General features: G+C 61.4%; 15 protein-coding genes. 10 read left to right on the top strand and 5 right to left on the bottom strand.

What is annotated here, in order from left to right:
- Positions 1-8 precede the first annotated feature (8 nt).
- Entirely contained in the window at positions 9-2,810 is a 2,802-nt protein-coding gene (locus AC5QPF_RS31195; protein WP_494961401.1) for a toxin VasX, read from the top strand.
- Positions 2,807-3,742 carry a hypothetical protein gene (locus AC5QPF_RS31190; RefSeq protein ID WP_494961400.1) on the top strand — a complete coding sequence of 312 codons (936 nt, stop codon included), beginning with the start codon at positions 2,807-2,809 and terminating at the stop codon, positions 3,740-3,742. Before AC5QPF_RS31195 ends, AC5QPF_RS31190 begins: the two co-directional genes overlap by 4 nt.
- Before the next feature lie 159 nt (positions 3,743-3,901).
- Here AC5QPF_RS31190 and AC5QPF_RS31185 read toward each other — a convergent pair whose 3' ends face one another.
- Complete coding sequence (locus tag AC5QPF_RS31185) at positions 3,902-5,437, bottom strand: phospholipase D-like domain-containing protein (RefSeq protein WP_494961399.1); 1,536 nt, start codon at positions 5,435-5,437, stop codon at positions 3,902-3,904.
- A 76-nt stretch (positions 5,438-5,513) separates the two neighbouring features.
- A complete protein-coding gene (locus AC5QPF_RS31180; RefSeq protein ID WP_494961398.1) occupies positions 5,514-6,944 on the bottom strand; it encodes an aminotransferase class I/II-fold pyridoxal phosphate-dependent enzyme in 1,431 nt (476 codons plus the stop codon).
- 177 nt (positions 6,945-7,121) lie between these two features.
- On the opposite strand from AC5QPF_RS31180, the gene AC5QPF_RS31175 reads away from it, so the two are divergent.
- Positions 7,122-7,346 carry a YjiS-like domain-containing protein gene (locus AC5QPF_RS31175; RefSeq protein ID WP_494964284.1) on the top strand — a complete coding sequence of 75 codons (225 nt, stop codon included), beginning with the start codon at positions 7,122-7,124 and terminating at the stop codon, positions 7,344-7,346.
- A gap of 7 nt (positions 7,347-7,353) precedes the next feature.
- Here the strand turns inward: AC5QPF_RS31175 and AC5QPF_RS31170 are convergent, their stop codons facing one another.
- Together AC5QPF_RS31170 and AC5QPF_RS31165 are read right to left on the bottom strand one after the other, a co-directional pair.
- Complete coding sequence (locus tag AC5QPF_RS31170) at positions 7,354-7,815, bottom strand: carbohydrate binding domain-containing protein (RefSeq protein WP_494961397.1); 462 nt, start codon at positions 7,813-7,815, stop codon at positions 7,354-7,356.
- A gap of 101 nt (positions 7,816-7,916) precedes the next feature.
- Positions 7,917-9,194 carry an FAD-dependent oxidoreductase gene (locus tag AC5QPF_RS31165; protein ID WP_494961396.1) on the bottom strand — a complete coding sequence of 426 codons (1,278 nt, stop codon included), beginning with the start codon at positions 9,192-9,194 and terminating at the stop codon, positions 7,917-7,919.
- 113 nt (positions 9,195-9,307) lie between these two features.
- Between AC5QPF_RS31165 and AC5QPF_RS31160 the strand changes: the two genes are divergently transcribed.
- On the top strand, positions 9,308-9,661 hold the full coding sequence (locus tag AC5QPF_RS31160; protein ID WP_494961395.1) for a YkgJ family cysteine cluster protein: 354 nt from the start codon (positions 9,308-9,310) through the stop codon (positions 9,659-9,661).
- Between the two features lie 103 nt (positions 9,662-9,764).
- Here the strand turns inward: AC5QPF_RS31160 and dadR are convergent, their stop codons facing one another.
- Entirely contained in the window at positions 9,765-10,253 is a 489-nt protein-coding gene (gene dadR / locus AC5QPF_RS31155; protein ID WP_042121505.1) for a transcriptional regulator DadR, read from the bottom strand.
- Between the two features lie 155 nt (positions 10,254-10,408).
- On the opposite strand from dadR, the gene dadA reads away from it, so the two are divergent.
- From dadA to AC5QPF_RS31125, 6 genes are all read left to right on the top strand, one after another.
- Positions 10,409-11,710, top strand: coding sequence for a D-amino acid dehydrogenase (gene dadA / locus AC5QPF_RS31150; protein ID WP_494961394.1), 1,302 nt, complete (start codon positions 10,409-10,411; stop codon positions 11,708-11,710).
- On the top strand, positions 11,682-12,035 hold the full coding sequence (locus tag AC5QPF_RS31145) for a Rid family hydrolase (protein ID WP_494961393.1): 354 nt from the start codon (positions 11,682-11,684) through the stop codon (positions 12,033-12,035). Before dadA ends, AC5QPF_RS31145 begins: the two co-directional genes overlap by 29 nt.
- Before the next feature lie 88 nt (positions 12,036-12,123).
- Positions 12,124-13,197, top strand: coding sequence for an alanine racemase (gene alr, locus AC5QPF_RS31140; RefSeq protein WP_494961392.1), 1,074 nt, complete (start codon positions 12,124-12,126; stop codon positions 13,195-13,197).
- A 106-nt stretch (positions 13,198-13,303) separates the two neighbouring features.
- Positions 13,304-13,852, top strand: a complete 549-nt coding sequence (locus tag AC5QPF_RS31135; RefSeq protein ID WP_494961391.1) for a cupin domain-containing protein — start codon at positions 13,304-13,306, stop codon at positions 13,850-13,852.
- A 160-nt stretch (positions 13,853-14,012) separates the two neighbouring features.
- Positions 14,013-14,417 (top strand): c-type cytochrome, encoded by a 405-nt coding sequence (locus AC5QPF_RS31130; protein WP_494964283.1) that lies wholly within the window; start codon positions 14,013-14,015, stop codon positions 14,415-14,417.
- A 191-nt stretch (positions 14,418-14,608) separates the two neighbouring features.
- Positions 14,609-16,450, top strand: coding sequence for an acetyl-CoA hydrolase/transferase C-terminal domain-containing protein (locus tag AC5QPF_RS31125; protein ID WP_494964282.1), 1,842 nt, complete (start codon positions 14,609-14,611; stop codon positions 16,448-16,450).
- The last annotated feature ends 300 nt before the right edge of the window (positions 16,451-16,750 follow it).

Here is a 16,750-nt window from a genome sequence, read left to right as displayed (position 1 = left end):
TCCTTCGAATGTCCAAATCATCGTTCAAGAGAGCCGTGCAGCCCGACCGGCCTGGTAGCAAAACGCTAAGTGCAATTTCTCCTCCGCCGTGTGAACGCGGTGTGCCGCTGTATCCGCTGCGCTACGGCGTATCGGACCAACCGATCAATGCCGCGATCTATCCCACGCTGAGCGTGGAGGGTTACCCGGAGCTGAAGGCAGGCAAGGCCTATGGGCTGCGAGTACTGAGGCCCAGCAGCTACGTCTACCTGTTCTACTTCCGGGACGGTCGCATGCTGACCCGCCACTATCAGGTCACCATGGATCTCCGTTTCGCCCCTCTTTGGTGGACCGAGGCAGACTACAACGACGAGGCGCCGGGACGGCACGTCCCGCCCGATATTGCCGGTTCGACCCTGTATCTCCTGGCACCGGAAGCCAGTGTTGCGCAGACGGTGTACGTGTTGATGAGCGACACCATCCTTACCCATGCCACCTTGTGGAAGATCGAGCAGGACACCAACGGGCTACGTCGGAGTTTGGCAACCGAGGTGAAGCCGGAGGGAGGGACGGAGCAGAAGAACGCATTCGATGCCGTGCTGCTGGGTTCTTCCACTAAAGAGCTGCTCTCACCCGGGCTGAGTCAGCGGCCCAGGCACTTTCCCTGGAGTGAAGTCGTGTTGCCGGAAAGGATGGCGACTTCTGACTTCATCTTCACAGCGATGCATCGGGCCCTTGTCCCGCGCAAGGACATTAAGCCCCTGGCTGTAGTGCTGAATGATTTTCTCGGCATGGCCAGCGAACTCAACCAGATCTGCGCAATGGATGTCGCCAGGCGCGACCGGTATCAGGCCAGCAACAAGCATCGCCTGCAAAGTGCGGCGCTGGTGACCAGCTACTTCAAGCATGCCGAGAAGACTTACAACGAGGGGGGCAAGAAGCAGGAGATCTACGAGGCGCTGCAACGTCAGCGCAAGTTGGTTGACGTCACCGGTGCGGGAAATTTCTCGGCGCTCTACGAGAAAGAGGTGAAGGCCTTCAATGAGGCCATCAATCGGTCGGGGACTGCCGCAGCCGTCTGGGCCCGGTTGATGAACAAGTCCGGGCTGGTGGGCAAGGCGCTGGAGTTGTTCGATCTATCGTGTGCCAGCAACGCGAGTGATTACGAGCAGGCAGTGCTCAATTGCTTGGCGACAACACCCTATACGGAAGCTGGTCTTGAGGCTTTAAGCATGCACATCAACGAGAGCCCGGAAATCAGCCCGGTATGGCGGGCGCTGGGCGCGGGAAATGCTTCGTTGATGAGTAGGTTGAATACTCCTCTCACTATCGCCAAACGTGTTTTTGACGTGGTCGACAAAGTACTTGATGAACGACCCGGAACAGTCATTACCGAGCTTTTAAGCCGACTTATATGGCCCAGCTTAGCCAGGGCGCCGAAGAATGTTGCGGAAATACACGTACGTCGGCTCAGGCATGTCGCGGAACTTCGGTTCGGTGTAGTTATCGGTCGACGGGACGTGCCTTTGGAGCAATTCAATACATGGGCGCTGGAACTGCAAGGCTATATGGAGCTTGGAGAACTACAGGCACGTTGGGGAATTCGTCTTGGGGAAGATCCGGCACCTCATTCGGGCCATAAACAGCAATCCGTCGTCCAGTATGTAGAGATTTGGGAGTGGGAGACTGTATCCTCAAACGCTGTAGTTAACCTGCCTCAATCAATGCCAGCGGAAGGGAATCCTCTACTGCGTAATCTGAAAAAAATGCAGGAGCCAGCCGGGGCAGTTTTTTCAGGGATTGGAGCGGGGCTGGCGATATGGGGGGTGAGAAACTCACATGAAGCGCTTCAGAGAGAGGAAAACTTCGTAAATAAAGCTTCGATGGTCGGTGCTTATATTGCCCTTGTGTCGGCTTCTGTGGAAGTCACAACTCTTGCTCTTTCATCATATTTAAAATCTCGTGGAAACGCGGGGTTTGCAATAGCGATTAAAAACTTCGGAATTAAATGGGCATCTACTGTCGCTGGGACGATATCCTCAATCATCCTTGCATTTGTGGACGGTTTCCGGGCGTACCTGGCTTATGAGGATGGAAATCCAGAACAGGCCAGGTTGTACTTACTCTCAGCAATAGCGGGCTCTGTGATTGCTTTTTCTACCTTGGCGTTGGGTGCAAAGTATATAGGGCTAACGGCGATAGCAATTAAGCCGTCGATCTGCGTGATCTTGGCCCTGGTCGCTGTGGGGGTGATTTTCTACCTTGCGTTCAAAATAGCGGAGGTGGGTCATGGCCCAGTCGAAATTCTGTTGAAACACTCTGCCTGGGGGTGGTTAACGCCTAAGTTTTCGTTTCAGGAAGAAATGAACGCTTGGAACAGTATTCAGTTCAGCCCGCAAATTACTGCACGTTGGGAAAGTGGACCAGGGGCCGCCGGTACATTGTGGCTCAGATGCACTCTCCCCGGTTTTATCCTCGGCAATGAAGATTTCCGTGCGCTAGTGACGGTCGAGTTGAATGGCCAGCCCCTAAGGCGAATGCCGGCAGAGGAAGCTCTGGCCACATCTGCACGGGAGATCAATCTTGACACTCACTTTGTGATTGCTCCCTTAACTGATGGTAAGGGGGCTGAACGGGGATGGCAGATAGCTATGCATGAGGATGCCCACGTCAAGCTTGAATACTTGTACAGGCCAGACACAACGTCACGTCCGACTTTTGCATTGCAACAACCCGATGCCCCGGAACCGCTGGTCTTTACCTCTACGGGTTGGCTTAATTTTCATGAGATTAATCCGGATAAGCTGGCTCCGGTCAGGAAGCCAGAATGAGTTCCAATTCCACGCTGAAAAAGCTTGCGGGAAGTGAGCTTGCAGGAACAACCCCGATTTCCTATCAGCGCCATCAACGTTATGAAGGTCCGGTAAGTCCAGATTATATTTATGGTGAGCTTGGAGTCATAAAGCTCAATGGAACAGTTCTTGAAGTTATTTCAGCCGGTCACCGCGCAAAAAGTAGTTTTAGTAGTGGGGTTGGTGTTATGTTTTTGATGGGGGTTGGGATATCAATTGTAATGCTGTTCCAAGCGGCCTCCCCAGTTTCTGCGGGTATGTGGTATTTTACAATTCTATCTCCGTTTACTTTAGCCGCAATAGCAGGTTTTTTATATGCGGTCACTAGAAACATTCGTGGTAGCTGCATACGCTTGAGCAGGAGAACACGTAAATTATATTACACTTTCCCCAGTGGAAATCTGGTGGTGCTGGATTGGGATGAATTGAAACCATTGGAAGGGTATCTACCAATAACTAACGCCGGTGGATATACCAGCTTTCACCCTCTTTGCCTGGTTGGCATTGACTGGACCAAACTACCACCCGAAGAGTTTTTTGTCTCATGTGGAAACTTAGGCTGGCGTGACCAAGGTGAAACCGCTCGCAAGCTTTGGAGCTACATGCAGCACTTCATGAGTCATGGACCCCAAGGTCTACCGGCTCCTCCTCCTCTGATATCGAAGATGTCCCGCAATCAAGCGTTTCTCCATAGCTATCGGCAGTGGGGGCGGAAGTTTCGTGAAGATTTGTCCAGCCCAAAAGGAAAACGTTGGGGCATTCTGTGGATACCTGCCAAAGTACTTTGGCTCATCACCATGGTTTTTCCCGAGAGTATCGGTGACTACCTCGACTACACCATTCCCGAAGTTAGATTCTCTAAAGAAGTTGATGATTTATGTGAAGTTGAATCGAGCAGTCGGGACGCTTGATTCTGTGCACTAAAACAGTCTGTGAGCTCCCTCCCTGTACGGCCAAGAACACGGTGTCCCAGCGGATCTATATGGGACAGAAATTCGAGGACACCACCAGCCACGGCGGCACCCTGATCGAAGGCGACGCCGACTGGCTGCTGGAGTAAACCCCCCCGCCTAAAGCATCTTCTCCAACCCCACCGCCTTGGCGATCCACGCATTGAACCTTCGCCACACCCCCCCAGGCTCGGTGGTCAGCACATGCAGCTGACCATCGTCCTCGGTCACCCACACCAGCTTCCCTTCCCGTAACTCCACCTGATACGCCACCGCCGGCGCCATACCCTGGATCGCCAGGTCGCGGGTGTATTGGGCCAGTTCCGGGCTGTCCACCAGCACCCCGACCTCGGTATTCCACAACACCGAGCGCGGGTCGAAATTGAACGAGCCAATGAACGTCTTTTGCCGGTCGAAGACGATCGCTTTGCTGTGCAGGCTGGAATCCGAGCCACCGCTGAGCCGATAGCGCGGCTGTCCCGGGTCGCCGGGCTGGCGGCGCAGTTCGAAGAGCTTCACTCCGTGCTCCAGCAGCGCTCGGCGATAGGGCGCGTAGCCGCCGTGGACCACCGGCACGTCGGTGGCTTCCAGGGCGTTGGTCAGCAGGCTCACCGACACCCCGGCGTCGGCGCGGCTGGTCAGGTACAGCAGGCCCTGTTCCCGCGGTACGAAGTAGGCCGAGATCAGGATCAGTTCCTTGTGCACGCCATTCAGCTCCGGCGCCAGTTGCCGGGTCATCAGCAACTGCGGGTCCGGCTCGTCGTCGGCCAGCACCTTGCTCGGCGCATCCCACAGCGCCTGGGCATGGGCCCAGATCAGCTCGTTGCGCCAGATGTCCAGGCGCGGCTGGGTCTGCCAGGCCATCAGGCGCTCATAGAGTGCCTTGTGTTGGGCACGGGCCTCGGCCAGGGACTTTTCCAGGCGCTGGCGGCTGCTGCGCAGGTCGTCGGCGTCCGGCTGGCTGTAAAGGAAATCACCGATGGGCTTGCTCAGGGCACTGTTCCAGTACTGGTCGAAGCTGTGCCCCAGTTGCTCGGCCACCGGCCCAACGCCGAGCAGGTCGATGTCGGTGAAGTTGAGGTTGGGCTCGGCGTCGAAATAGGCGTCGCCGAGGTTGCGCCCGCCGACGATGGCCATGGCGTTGTCCACCAGCCATAGCTTGTTGTGCATGCGCCGGTGCTGGCGCGACAAGTGGAACAGGCGACCCATGGCCCGCGTCACGCCGGTGGCGCGCCCCAGCTGCAGCGGGTTGAACACGCGGATCTGGATATTCGGGTGTGCCGCGAGCACGCCGATCTGGTCGTCCTGGCCATCGCTGGTAGTGTCGTCGAGGAGGATGCGTACGCGCACGCCACGGTCGGCCGCCACCAGCAGCTCATGGATCAGTGCGCGGGTGCTGAGGCCGTCATTGACGATGTAGTACTGCAGGTCGATGCTGCTTTGCGCACGGCGGATCAGCTCGGCGCGGGCGCGGAAAGCCTCGTTGCTGTTGGGCAGCAGGCGAAAGCCCGAGCGCCCGTCATAAGCTTCGGCCTGGCGCAGCACCGAGCGGCCGAACGCCGACTGGCTGGCCGGCAGGGCCTGGCTGACGTCGCGTGGCACGTCGACACTGGCGCAGCCGCCCAGTGTCAGCAGGAAGACAAGCAGAAAGGGCATGAGCCGGTGACGGGTCAAGGGCGGATTCCGTGGTCGCGGGGCAGGTGAACTGTAGACCGCGTTGAACAGCGAAACGTTACCCGGCGTTCGCTTGCTCCGCCAGTAGACGAATGGCGTTTTCCCCCACCTTGCGCACCGCCGCCTCGATGGCCGGGGTCGGCAACGCTGCGTAGTTCATGCGCAGGCAGTTCCGGTACTTGCCCGAGGCGGAGAAGATGCTGCCCATGGCGATCTGTACGCCCTGCTCGAGCAGCACGCGGTTGAGCTTCAGGGTATCGAAGTGCTCCGGCAGTTCGACCCACAGCAGGAAACTGCCTTGCGGCCGGCTGACCCGTGTGCCCTCGGGGAAGTAGCGGGTGACCCAGTCGATCATCTGGTCGCGGCTGCGCTGGTACTGATTGCGCATGCGGCGCAGGTGTGGCTGGTAGTGGCCGGCCTCGATGAAGTCGGCGATGGCCAGCTGTGGCTGGGTCGCAGTGCTGCCGGTGCCGATGTACTTCATGTGCAGCACGCGCTCCAGGTAGCGTCCTGGTGCCACCCAGCCGATGCGCAGTCCTGGGGCCAAGGTCTTGGAGAAGGAACTGCAGAGCAGGACCCGGCCATCGTCGTCGAACGACTTGATGGTACGCGGCCGCGGGTAGGTGTAGGCGAGGTCACCGTACACATCGTCTTCGAGGATCGCCACGTCGAAGCGCTGGGCCAGGTTGAGCAGGGCGCGCTTGCGGGCCTCGGGCATGACATAGCCGAGCGGGTTGTTGCAGGTCGGGGTCACCTGGATCAGCTTGATCGGCCATTGTTCCAGGGCCAGTTCCAGGGCTTCGAGGCTGATGCCGGTGAGCGGGTCGGTGGGGATTTCCATGGCCTTCATACCCAGGCCCTTTAGGGTCTGCATGGCGCCATGGAAGCTGGGCGAGTCCACCGCGACGATATCGCCGGGCTGGCACACCGCGCGGATGCTGGCTGATAGCGCCTCGTGGCAGCCCGTGGTGATCACCAGGTCGGCGGCGCTCAGGGTGCAGCCAGAGTCGAGCATCAGCCGTGCGACCTGCTCGCGCAGGGCTTCGGTGCCGCTGATGGTGTCGTAGTACAGGCCCGGCATGTCCTGGCGTCGGCTCAACTGGGCGAGGCTGCGTAGCAGGGGTTTGAGGGTCGGGCTGTTGACGTCGGGCATGCCGCGGCCGAGTTGCACCACGTCCTTGCTCGGCGAGCTGCGCACCAGCTCGATCACGTGTTCCCACTGGGAGATGTCCACGGGCCGCTGGGCCGGGCGTCCCACAACCGGCAGGGCAGGCAGGTTGCGGTGCTGCGGTACGAAATAGCCGGACTTCGGCCGCGGCGCCACCAGGCCGTTGTCCTCCAGCAGGCGGTAGGCTTGCTGCACGGTGCTCAGGCTGACCCCGTGCTCCAGGCTCAGAGCACGCACCGACGGCAGGCGGTCGCCCGGACGATAGAGGCCTTGCTCGATACGGGCGCCCAGCAGTTCAGCGAGATTGACGTAGAGGGTCATGGGCATACTCCAGGCAGCTCCGTAGGATGAAACCATTACAGATGTCGGAAAAATACATCATTCAGAGAAGAAATGGAGAAATCTGTATGAGGAAAATTCTGATCGGTTGAATCTGTAATGGAATTTCCCAAACGCGCATTCTTTCTTCACGGTTTACCAACCCTGGAGAACGATGTGATGAACGGCCTGAGTGATGTGCGCTTGAAACTGTATGGCGGCGAGCTGGAGCAGGCTCAGCGCAAGGTCGGAATTCGCGCACTGCCGAGCACGCTGCGCCTGTGGCGGCACCGCTGGGAAACCCGGCGGGCCTTGCTCGAGTTGACGCCCGCGCAGTTGAAGGACATCGGGCTAAGCCGCGCGGACGCTATCGAAGAAGGGCTCAAGCCGTTCTGGCGGAGCTGAGCTCAACTCAAGGGATATGCGCTCCGGGCAGGAGTTCGAAGCCGGTGAACCAGATGTCCCGAGGATCGTAATCAGGTGTCGAATTGCGGGGAACCCAGCATTTGATCCGGGCATAGACCAAGGGCTCAGGCAGGCTGATCCTGAACGAACTCTCGAAGTTTTGAAAACCGCCGGAAGCGTCGAATTCGATGGGGTGTACGATGAACTGCGTACCGTATTGATAATAGAAACTAAGTTGGAAGCGACTTTTGGTTTTCAGTGCCTCGGCCGGCGGCTCCTGTGATGCGCGAGCCCTCACTTTTACGGTGAATGTAGTGGCGTCGCCAATTGCGTCGAGGTCAAGGACCTGAAGTAGGTGCGAACCCAGTGGCAAGAGGACGGCGTTGTTCGAAATAGTGACAGCTGCGGGGTAGGCTTCCCATGGTTCCAGTTGGCCGGACTCGAAGCTTCCGTTTTTGATGAGGTTCATGATGCGGGCTCCAATCGATTGCGTGAATGGTGTGTTCAAGGCACTTCGATATTAAGATCGAGCCCACCCCCTCGAAACTGACAGAAATACCAGGTCCGGACTCAGACCAACTCCTTCAACCGATGCCACAACATCCCCAACGCCAGCAACGGCGAGCGCAGGTGCTTGCCACCCGGGAACGTGATGTGCGGCACCTGGGCGAACAGGTCGAAGCGTCCGCCCTGCTGGCCGCTGATCGCCTCGCCGAGCAGACGACCGGCCAGGTGCGTGGCGTTCAGGCCATGCCCGGCGTAGGCCTGGGCGTAATAGACATTGGGGTGTTCTCGCAGGCGGCCGATCTGCGGCAGGCGGTTGGCGCCGATGCCGATCATGCCGCCCCACTGGAAGTCGATGCGCACGTCGGCCAGTTGCGGGAACACCTTGAGCATCTTCGGCCGCATGTAGGCGCCGATGTCCTGCGGGTCGCGTCCTGAGTAATGGCAGGCACCGCCGAACAGCAGGCGGTGGTCGGCGGACAGGCGGAAGTAATCCACCGTCACCCGCTGGTCGCACACCGCCATGTTCTGCGGCAGCAACTGCCGTGCGCGTTCCTCACCCAGCGGCTCGGTGGCGATGATGTAGCTGCCTGCGGGCAGGACCTTGCCGCCGAGCTCGCGGTTCAAGTCATTGAGGTAGGCGTTGCAGCAGAGCACCAGGGTGGTCGCACGGACATTGCCGCGCTCGGTGTGCACGTTCACCTGCGCACCGTAGTCGATGCGGGTGACCGCAGAGCGTTCGAACACACGCACGCCCAGTTGTGCCGCCACTGCGGCCTCGCCCAGGGCCAGGTTGAGCGGGTGCAGGTGGCCGGAGCCCATGTCGACCAGGCCGCCGGCGTAGCGCTCTGAGTCGATCACCGTGTGGATCTGTTCCGGCTGGACCAGGCGCAACTCGTGGCGGTAGCCCAGGGCTCGCAGGGCCTCGGCTTCCTCGGCGAAGCCGGCGAACTCGCGGGGTTTGTTGGCCAGGTCGCAGTAGCCCCAGGTCAGGTCACAGGGGATGGCGTGGCGCTCGACACGCTGGCGGACGATTTCCACCGCTTCCAGGCCCATCAGCTTCATCTGCTTCACACCATCGGCGCCGATGACCGCTTCGAATTGCTCCAGGCCATGGCCGACGCCGCGAATCAGTTGCCCGCCGTTGCGTCCGCTGGCGCCCCAGCCGATCTTGCGGGCTTCCAGCAGGACCACGCTGAAGCCGCGTTCGGCCAGCTCGATGGCGGTGTTCAGGCCAGAATAGCCGCCGCCGACCACGCAGACGTCGCACTGCTGCTCGCCGTTCAGCGTGGGGTAGTCCGGCTGTGGGACGCTGCTGGCGGCGTAGTAGGAAGCGGTGTGCATGGAGGTGGTCCTGGGTGAGTGTCGGTGAGGTCGGCGCAGCATAGGCGGTGCTTTCATGGGTCGGCAACCGTGAGGCAGAATGGCGGCCTTTATTGTTCTCGCGGTCCCGTGCCATGGCCTGCAACAGCCACAAGATCCGTTTCCTGCGTGAGCAGATTCCTTCGTTCGACTGCGTGCCCGGCTGTCATGACTGCTGCGGGCCGGTGACCACCTCGTCCGAGGAAATGGCCCGGCTGCCGAGGAAGACGGCGGCGGAGCAGGAGGCGGCGCTGGCCGAGTTGAACTGCGTGCACCTGGGGCTGCGGGGCTGCACCGTTTATGAAGAGCGGCCGCTGATCTGCCGCCTGTTCGGTACCACGCCGCGCCTGCCATGCCCGCGTGGACGCGGCCCGGACGAGATGATCGATGCCGGGGCAGAGCGGTTGGTGCATGAGTTCATTGCCACGACCCGGCAGGTGCTGGTGTAACGGCTGCTGGCCTCATCGCGGGCAACGCCCGCTCCCCACAGGGGCCGCGGCGCATGCGATACCTGTGGGAGCGGGCGTTGCCCGCGATAAGGCCAGCGAAGTCTCAATCCGGAATCGGCAGGTTCAAACTCTCCTTCACCTCTTCCATCACGATATAGCTCTTGGACTCCCGCACATGCGGCAGCTTGAGCAGGATGTCGCCCAGCAGCTTGCGGTACGAGGCCATCTCGGAAATCCGCGCCTTCACCAGATAGTCGAAATCACCTGATACCAGGTGACACTCCAACACATGGGGCAGCTTCAGCACCGCGCGACGAAACTCCTCGAAGGTATCGCCAGACTTGTAGTCCAGGCTGATCTCGACGAACACCAGCAGGCTCCCCTTCAGGTGCTGCGGATTGAGCCGGGCGTTGTAGCCCATGATGATGCCCTCGCGCTCCAGGCGGCGGACGCGCTCGGTGCACGGTGTGGTCGACAGCCCGACTTTCTCCCCCAGCTCGGTGAAGGAAATTCGCCCGTCGGTCTGCAGGATACGGAGGATGTTGCGGTCGATCTTGTCCAGCTCGCGCTTGCTCTGGTGCTGGGTTCTCATAGTGGATGCCCCTTTGTAAAAGCCGACTTTGCCGAGAATTCTCGCCAAATATAGGCTTTTATATAGTGAAATGCACTGGCCCGAGTTTTTTACACTGCGCGCATTCACGCCTTTCACAATAAATAGCTGCGGTGCGCCGCTTCGAGGGTAATCAAATGCGCGTTCTGGTACTGGGTAGTGGTGTAATCGGGACCGCGAGTGCCTACTATCTGGCCCGGCAAGGTTTCGAAGTGGTCGTGGTCGATCGCCAGCCGGCGGTGGCCATGGAAACCAGTTTCGCCAACGCCGGCCAGGTATCGCCGGGTTACGCCTCGCCGTGGGCCGCCCCGGGCGTACCGTTGAAAGCCATCAAGTGGCTGCTGGAGCGCCACGCGCCCCTGGCGATCAAGGCCACCGGCGACGTCGACCAGTACCTGTGGATGGCGCAGATGCTGCGCAACTGCACCGCTAACCGCTACGCGGTGAACAAGGAGCGCATGGTCCGCCTGTCCGAGTACAGCCGCGACTGCCTCGACGAACTGCGCGCCGAAACCGGCATCGCCTACGAAGGCCGCACCCTCGGCACCACCCAGCTGTTCCGCACCCAGGCCCAGGTCGACAACGCCGCCAAGGACATCGCCGTCCTCGAACAGGCCGGCGTACCTTACGAGTTGCTGGATCGCGAAGGCATCGCCCGGGTCGAGCCGGCCCTGGCCAACGTTTCCGACATCCTCGCCGGCGCCCTTCGTCTGCCCAACGACCAGACCGGCGACTGTCAGCTGTTCACCACCCGCCTGGCGGAGATGGCAGTCAAGCTGGGCGTGGAGTTCCGCTTCGGCCAGAACATCCAGCGCCTGGACTTCGCCGGCGACCGCATCAACGGCGTCTGGATCGACGGCAAGCTGGAAACCGCCGACCGCTACGTGCTGGCCCTGGGCAGCTACTCGCCGCAACTGCTCAAGCCGCTGGGCATCAAGGCCCCGGTGTACCCGCTCAAGGGCTACTCGCTGACCGTGCCGATCACCAACCCGGACATGGCGCCAACCTCGACCATCCTCGACGAAACCTACAAGGTCGCGATCACCCGCTTCGACAACCGCATCCGCGTCGGCGGCATGGCCGAGATTGCCGGTTTCGACCTGTCGCTGAACCCGCGCCGGCGCGAAACGCTGGAGATGATCGTCAACGACCTCTATCCTCTCGGCGGCGATCTGGGCCAGGCCAGCTTCTGGACCGGCCTGCGTCCGACCACCCCGGACGGCACGCCGATCGTCGGTGCCACGCCGTTCCGCAACCTGTTCCTCAACACCGGTCACGGTACCCTCGGCTGGACAATGGCCTGCGGTTCCGGTCGCCTGCTCGCCGACCTGATGGCGCGCAAAAAACCGCAGATCAGTGCTGAAGGCCTCGACATTTCCCGCTACGGACACAACCAGGAGATCGCCAAGCATGGCAATCCAGCGCCAGCTCACCAATGAGCGCATGAGTCAGATCGTCGCCCACAACGGCACCGTGTACCTGGCGGGCCAGGTGGGTGACAACATGAGCGCGGGGATCGAACAGCAGACCCGCGAGACCCTGGCCAACATCGAGCGCCTGCTGGACCTGGCGGGCACCGACAAGACCCGTCTGCTGTCGGTGACCATCTACCTGAAGGACATCGATGCCGACTTCCAGGGCATGAACGCAGTGTGGGACAAGTGGCTGCCCAAGGGTGTGGCACCGGCCCGCGCCACCGTTGAAAGCAAGCTCTGCGAGCCGGAGATCCTCGTCGAAATGTCGGTGGTCGCCGCGCTCTCGTAACGATCCTCTCTTCACCCGGTGCCCTGGCTTACAGGTCGTTGCGGCACCGGGTCTTTTATTCCAAACAGACTGCCAGAAGGCTGCCGTCATGCGTCCCGCCCGTGCCCTGATCGACCTCCAAGCGCTTCGTCACAACTATCAATTGGCCCGCAAGCTGTCCGGCGCCCGCGCCCTGGCCGTAATCAAGGCCGATGCCTATGGGCATGGCGCGGTACGTTGCGCTTTGGCGCTGGAGGCCGAGGCCGATGGTTTTGCCGTGGCCTGCATCGAGGAGGCGCTGGCACTGCGCGAGGTCGGGATCAAGGCGCCGGTGCTGCTGCTCGAAGGCTTCTTCGAGGCCAGTGAACTGGAGCTGATCGTCAAGCATGATTTCTGGTGCGTGGTGCATTCGTTGTGGCAGCTGGAAGCGATCGAGAAGGCCGGCCTGGCCAAACCGATCCAGGTCTGGCTGAAGATGGACACCGGCATGCACCGCGTAGGTCTGCATCCGCGCGATTACCAGGCGGCGTACCAGCGCCTGCAGGCCAGCGGCAAGGTTTCCAAAATCGTCCTGATGAGCCATTTCGCTCGCGCCGACGAGCTGGACAGCAATGCCAGCAACGAGCAGGTCGCGGTGTTCGAAGCGGCGCGCCAAGGGCTGAAGGCTGAAGTCAGCTTGCGCAACTCGCCGGCCGTGCTGGGCTGGCCGCAGATCCCCAGCGACTGGGTACGCCCGGGCATCATGATGTACGGTGCCACGCCGTTCGAAACCGCCCAGGCCGAGGCCGATCGCCTGCAGCCGGTGATGACTCTGGAATCGAAAGTCATCAGCGTGCGTGAACTGCCGGCCGGCGAGCCGGTGGGCTACGGTGCGCGCTTCGTCAGCCCGCGGCCGACCCGGGTCGGTGTGGTCGCCATGGGTTACGCCGACGGTTACCCGCGCCACGCACCGACCGGGACCCCGGTGCTGGTGGCGGGCAAGCGCAGCCAACTGATCGGCCGGGTATCGATGGACATGCTGTGCATCGACCTCACTGACGTTCCCGAAGCCGGCCTTGGCAGCCCGGTGGAACTGTGGGGCAAGAACGTCCTGGCCAGCGACGTCGCAACCCAGGCCGGCAGCATTCCCTACCAGATCTTTTGCAACCTGCGCCGGGTGCCCTTGGTCTACACCGGAGAGTGAGCGCCATCACTGACGAGCTGCGGGTCGAAGTGTTGTAAATACTGAACGCTGTTGCGATGATGGCGCACATTTCGACCCCATTTCGATCCTCAGGAGGGCGCACGCTTTGGACGTCGGTGAACGACTACAAGCCATTCGCAAGCTCAAGGGCCTGTCCCAGCGGGAGCTTGCCAAGCGCGCAGGCGTGACCAACAGCACCATCTCGATGATCGAGAAGAACAGCGTGAGCCCCTCGATCAGTTCGCTGCGCAAGGTGCTGGGTGGCATTCCGATGTCGATGATGGAGTTCTTCTCCGAAGATCTGCTGCCGGAAAATCCGACGCAGATCGTCTACAAGGCGCATGAACTGATCGACATTTCGGACGGTGCGGTGACCATGAAGCTGGTCGGCAACGGCCATCCGAGCCGCGCTATCGCCTTCCTCAACGAAATCTACCCGCCGGGCGCCGACACTGGCGAAGAAATGCTCACCCACGACGGCGAAGAGACCGGCATCCTCCTCGAAGGCAAGCTGGAACTGGTAGTGGGTCTTGAAACCTTCATCCTCGAAGCGGGCGACAGCTACTATTTCGAAAGCACCAAGCCGCACCGTTTTCGTAACCCCTACGATGAGCCGGCCAGGCTGATCAGCGCGGCCACCCCCGCGAACTTCTGACGTAAAGGGTGGCGCGGCTGATTGTCGCGGATAAAGCCCTTTAATTAATAGGGTTGTTTCGGCGAGTCAGGGTTCCCGCTATACTTGCGCCGCCTGCGATTCCGTGGCCGCGGGCGTGACTAGCCACCATGAGGGTGTACGTGTGAATCCAATCAAGAAAATGCTGGCTATACCAGCTACCGTAGTGGCCCTTTGGGCAGTCAGTGCCCAGGCTACGACCAATGACGACATTGCCAAACGCCTGGAACCGGTCGGCCAGGTCTGCGTTCAGGGTCAGGAATGCAAGGGCATGGAAGTGGCGGCCTCCGCTGGTGGCGGCGGTGCCAAGACCCCGGATGAGATCATCGCCAAGCACTGCAACGCTTGCCATGGTTCGGGCCTGCTGGGCGCGCCGAAGATCGGCGACACCGCTGCCTGGAAAGAGCGCGCCGACCACCAGGGTGGTCTGGACGGCATCCTCGCCAAGGCCATCACCGGCATCAACGCCATGCCGCCGAAAGGCACCTGCGCCGATTGCTCGGATGACGACCTGAAAGGCGCCATCAAGAAGATGTCCGGCCTGTAAGCCGCGCGAAATACCGCACCGAAGCCCGCCTTGCGCGGGCTTCGTCGTTTCTGGGCTACTGTGCAGTAATTCGTACACCCGCCCGGTCCAAGTTGTCTCAACGGGCACCATCGGGAGACGGCAGCGTGCGCAGGCATTCGATCGAGGACGCGGTAGAAGAGGTGCTGGCGCGCTTGCCGGCGCATATCCACATGGGCCTGCCGCTGGGGCTGGGCAAACCCAACCGCTTCGTCAACGCGTTGTATGCGCGGGTGCGCGAGCTGCCCGAGCGGCGCCTGACGATCTACACGGCGCTGTGCCTGGGCCGGCCGGAGCTGGGTGACGGCCTGCAGCGGCGTTTCCTCGAACCCTTCGTCGAACGAGTGTTCGCCGACTATCCCGAACTGGATTTCCTCCACGACCTGCGCGCCAGCCAGTTGCCGGCGAACATCCGTGTCGAGCAGTTCTTCCTCCAGCCCGGCAGCCTCCTGCACAGCGAGCAGGCGCAGCAGGACTACGTCAGCAGCAACTACAGCCATGCGGCGCGGGACATCAACGCCAAGGGCCTGAACCTCATCGCGCAGATCGTCGCCGAGGACCCTTCGCGTCCCGACCACCTGAGCCTGAGCTGCAACCCCGATATCACCCTCGACCTGCTGCCGATGATCGAGCGGCGTCGCGCCGCCGGCGAGACCATCCTGCTGCTCGGCCAGGTGCACAGCGAACTGCCGTACATGCCCGGCACCGCCGAGCTGCCGCAGGAGGATTTCGACCTGCTGATCGACGAACCCGAGCGCACCCGGCTGTTTTCCACACCGAACATGCCGGTGGGCATTCAGGACCACCTGATCGGCCTGCATGCCAGCACCCTGGTGCGCGATGGCGGCACCCTGCAGATCGGCATCGGCGCCATGGGCGATGCACTGGCCGCGGCGTTGCTGGCGCGGCAGGCGGACAATCCGGGTTACCAGGCTTTGCTCGGTGAGCTCGACCTGTCGCCGTGGCAGGTGCTGATCGAGCGCGAGGGCGGGGTAATGCCGTTTGCCCACGGGCTCTACGGTTGCAGCGAGATGTTCGTCAACGGCTTGCTGGCGCTGCTGGAGGCGGGAATCGTACGGCGGGCGGTGTATGCCGACGAGGTGCGTCAGCAGGCCGCCCTGGAGGGTGCGTCAGGCAGCAATGACGGCGTGCTGGTGCACGGTGGGTTCTTCCTCGGGCCGCAGGCGTTCTACCAGCGCCTGCGCGAGCTGCCGATGGAGGTGCGCGGTCGCATCGCCATGGGCGCGATCAGCTTCATCAACGAACTCTACGGCCAGGAGTCGCTCAAGCGCCTGCAGCGTCGCGATGCGCGCTTTATCAATACGGTGTTCACCATGACCCTGATGGGCGCCGGGGTCGCCGACCAGCTGGAAGACGGGCGGGTGCTCAGCGGAGTGGGCGGGCAGTACAACTTCGTCGCCCAGGGCCATGCGCTGGAAGGGGCACGCTCGATCCTGCTGCTGCGCTCGTGGCGCGAGGCGGGCGGCGAGGTGAGTTCGAACATCGTCTGGGACTATGGCCACTGCACCATTCCCCGGCACCTGCGTGACGTGGTGGTGACCGAGTACGGCATCGCCGACCTGCGTGGGCAGACCGACGCCGAGGTGATCGCGCGATTGCTGGCGATCAGTGACTCGCGCTTCCAGCCGCATTTGCAGGCCGAGGCGCAGAAGGCCGGCAAGCTGCCGGCGGAGTTCCAGCTCGATGCGCGTTATCGCGATAACACTCCGCAGCGCCTGGCGGGATTGCGTGAGCGGCATGCAAGGTTGTTCCCGGAGTATCCGCTGGGGTGTGATTTCACTGCGGAGGAACGGGATCTGTTGCGGGCGCTGAACTGGTTGAAGAGCAAGTTCAAGCTGAGCGAGGTACTGGAGCTTGGCAAGGCGGCGCTGGATGCGCCACCGGCGCAGGACTGGCCGGCGCAACTGGCGCGGATGGGGCTGGAGACGCCGGAGGGGTTGAAGGAAGAGATCTATCAGCGGCTGTTGCTGGCTGCTCTTCAGGCAACGTCTTGAGTGTCTGTTCCGGCCTCATCGCTGGCAAGCCAGCTCCCACAGGGTCCGCGTCGTACACAGGTCCAGAGGCTGGCTCAGGACCCTGTGGGAGCCGGCTTGCCGGCGATGAGGCCGGTAAGGCCACACCTTGAAACCCACATATTGTTATGCGTTAAAGATATTTAAATAATTTTTCTTATTCCTTTAAAGTTTTACTCCTGCGTACCTGCCGACCAATCGGCGCGCCGCACGAACACGAACCCACACGGCGAAACCGTGAGTTTCTGATCGACGCGCGCACCCCTGGTCGCGCTCTTCGCG

It is taken from the genome of Pseudomonas sp. Con_6 (assembly GCF_059379395.1).
This window is presented reverse-complemented; position numbering and strand designations above follow the sequence as displayed.

What these genes read in the sequence shown, in the direction of transcription:
- AC5QPF_RS31195 (WP_494961401.1), top strand. Translation starts at nt 9, where the DNA reads ATGTCCAAATCATCGTTCAAGAGAGCCGTGCAGCCCGACCGGCCTGGT.
- AC5QPF_RS31190 (WP_494961400.1), top strand. Translation starts at nt 2,807, where the DNA reads ATGAGTTCCAATTCCACGCTGAAAAAGCTTGCGGGAAGTGAGCTTGCA.
- AC5QPF_RS31185 (WP_494961399.1), bottom strand. Translation starts at nt 5,437, where the DNA reads ATGCCCTTTCTGCTTGTCTTCCTGCTGACACTGGGCGGCTGCGCCAGT.
- AC5QPF_RS31180 (WP_494961398.1), bottom strand. Translation starts at nt 6,944, where the DNA reads ATGACCCTCTACGTCAATCTCGCTGAACTGCTGGGCGCCCGTATCGAG.
- AC5QPF_RS31175 (WP_494964284.1), top strand. Translation starts at nt 7,122, where the DNA reads ATGAACGGCCTGAGTGATGTGCGCTTGAAACTGTATGGCGGCGAGCTG.
- AC5QPF_RS31170 (WP_494961397.1), bottom strand. Translation starts at nt 7,815, where the DNA reads ATGAACCTCATCAAAAACGGAAGCTTCGAGTCCGGCCAACTGGAACCA.
- AC5QPF_RS31165 (WP_494961396.1), bottom strand. Translation starts at nt 9,194, where the DNA reads ATGCACACCGCTTCCTACTACGCCGCCAGCAGCGTCCCACAGCCGGAC.
- AC5QPF_RS31160 (WP_494961395.1), top strand. Translation starts at nt 9,308, where the DNA reads ATGGCCTGCAACAGCCACAAGATCCGTTTCCTGCGTGAGCAGATTCCT.
- dadR (WP_042121505.1), bottom strand. Translation starts at nt 10,253, where the DNA reads ATGAGAACCCAGCACCAGAGCAAGCGCGAGCTGGACAAGATCGACCGC.
- dadA (WP_494961394.1), top strand. Translation starts at nt 10,409, where the DNA reads ATGCGCGTTCTGGTACTGGGTAGTGGTGTAATCGGGACCGCGAGTGCC.
- AC5QPF_RS31145 (WP_494961393.1), top strand. Translation starts at nt 11,682, where the DNA reads ATGGCAATCCAGCGCCAGCTCACCAATGAGCGCATGAGTCAGATCGTC.
- alr (WP_494961392.1), top strand. Translation starts at nt 12,124, where the DNA reads ATGCGTCCCGCCCGTGCCCTGATCGACCTCCAAGCGCTTCGTCACAAC.
- AC5QPF_RS31130 (WP_494964283.1), top strand. Translation starts at nt 14,013, where the DNA reads ATGCTGGCTATACCAGCTACCGTAGTGGCCCTTTGGGCAGTCAGTGCC.
- AC5QPF_RS31125 (WP_494964282.1), top strand. Translation starts at nt 14,609, where the DNA reads ATGGGCCTGCCGCTGGGGCTGGGCAAACCCAACCGCTTCGTCAACGCG.